This is a genomic window from Streptomyces sp. NPDC005070 (assembly GCF_053600395.1).
The window spans coordinates 1-1,666 of the sequence record NZ_JBSFZS010000460.1 but is presented as its reverse complement, the minus strand read 5'-3'; the positions used below and the strand labels follow the sequence as shown (position 1 = coordinate 1,666).

Here is a 1,666-nt window from a genome sequence, read left to right as displayed (position 1 = left end):
GCAGCACCGCGGACTCGGTCAGCGTGGCCGGGCCCTCCACCTTCGCCCCGCTCTGGGTCTGGTCGGACGGCCACAGCCCGAGTCCGTCCTGGCGGGCCTGCCGCGCCGCCCCGGACAGCTCCCGCCGGAGGCCGACGTAGAGGTCGCGGTAGAACGTGGGGTAGGCCAGGCCCTCGGCGAGCTGATGATGGTTGGCGGTCTGCCGCAGGTGCTCGGCGGTGACGGTGACGAGCGTCCCACTGACACCCGGGGCCTCGGTTCCGCGGCCCGCGAGAGCCACACAGCGCCCGTGGACGTCCGCGCTGCGCGTCAGGATGTAGCCGGGTACGGACTCGGGCGTACTGTGCCTGACGATTCCGTTCGCACCGCGCTCCACCTCCTCGAAACCCAGCCAGTCGAGCAGCGCGTCCGCGGCCTGACCGGCGTACGGCGCGGGCTGATGGAGTTCGGGCCCGTGCGGCGGCCGGTAGTGGGTCTCCAGGGTGTCGATGCCGTCCAGCCGGAGCTGGGCCCCGCCGGCCAGATTGCGGCGCACCTTCCGTCCTCGCAGCAGGTCCCACTCCCCGGGATCGTCCGGGACGAAGCGAACCGAGTCGCCGTCGGGGCTGGCCCCGACGATTCTGTACGACCCCTTGATCAGCAGCATCGGCATGCCGGTTCCCCCATCACTCGCAAGACCCCTCCACGATGACCCGCACGGCGTCGCACGGCACCCCGGCGGAGCGCGATGGGTACCCGAAGTCATGCAATGAGCGGACCGTGGCACCGCGTCCGGCAGCACGCGGCGTACGACGCACGCTCACCCCGCCGCGGAGACCTGGTAGGAGCGGGGCTCCGGGGCCTCAGAACTCCTCGTGTGCCGTGGGGTCCCCGCCGAGGCGTCGTCGCGGGCGGTCGGCCACGGCCGTCATCTCGGCGGGGGACAGCTCGAATCCGAAGAGGTCGAGATTCTCCCGTTGACGCCCGGCGTCGGCGGACTTGGGGATGGGCACCGCGCCGAGCTGTGTGTGCCAGCGCAGCACGACCTGACCGGGCGTGACGCCGTGTGCCTCGGCGATCTTCCCGACCCCGGGGTCGCCGAGGAGCCGGGAGCCACGGCCCAGGGGGCTCCAGCTCTCCGTGACGATGCCCTTGTCGGCGTGGAAGGCACGCAACTCCTCCTGGGGAAGCAGGGGATGGAGCTCGATCTGGTTCACCGAGGGAAGCACTCCGGTCTCGGCCTCCAGCCTGCCGATGTGTTCGGCCGTGAAGTTCGAGACGCCGATCGCACGCACCAGCCCCGCGTCGCGGAGCTCGATCATCGCCCTCCACGAGTCCACGTACTTGTCCACGCGGGGCAGGGGCCAGTGAATCAGGTAGAGATCGACGTAGGAGAGTCCGAGACGGCCGCGCGACTCCTCGAACGAGGCGAGCGTCTCCTCGTAACCGTGGTGCCTGCCCGGCAGTTTGGTGGTGACGACGATCTCCTCGCGAGGGACGCCGGAGCGGGTGACGCCCCGTCCGGTGCCCGTCTCGTTGCGGTAGTTGGTCGCCGTGTCGACGAGCCGGTACCCCATGCCGAGCGCGCGGCTGACGGCCTCCTCGGCCTGTGCGTCGTCCATCGGCCAGGTTCCGAGGCCGACGGCCGGGATCCTCGTACCGTCATGGGCCGTGCGGTCCGGGATGC

General features: G+C 71.1%; 2 protein-coding genes. Both read right to left on the bottom strand.

Going from position 1 to position 1,666, the window contains the following annotated elements; genetic code table 11:
- On the bottom strand, nucleotides 1-652 hold a 652-nt coding region (locus tag ACWEBX_RS40240), incomplete at its 3' end, for a thermonuclease family protein (RefSeq protein WP_451889650.1).
- A gap of 190 nt (nucleotides 653-842) precedes the next feature.
- Nucleotides 843-1,664, bottom strand: a complete 822-nt coding sequence (locus ACWEBX_RS40235) for an aldo/keto reductase (protein WP_451889649.1) — start codon at nucleotides 1,662-1,664, stop codon at nucleotides 843-845.
- Between the last annotated feature and the right edge of the window lie 2 nt (nucleotides 1,665-1,666).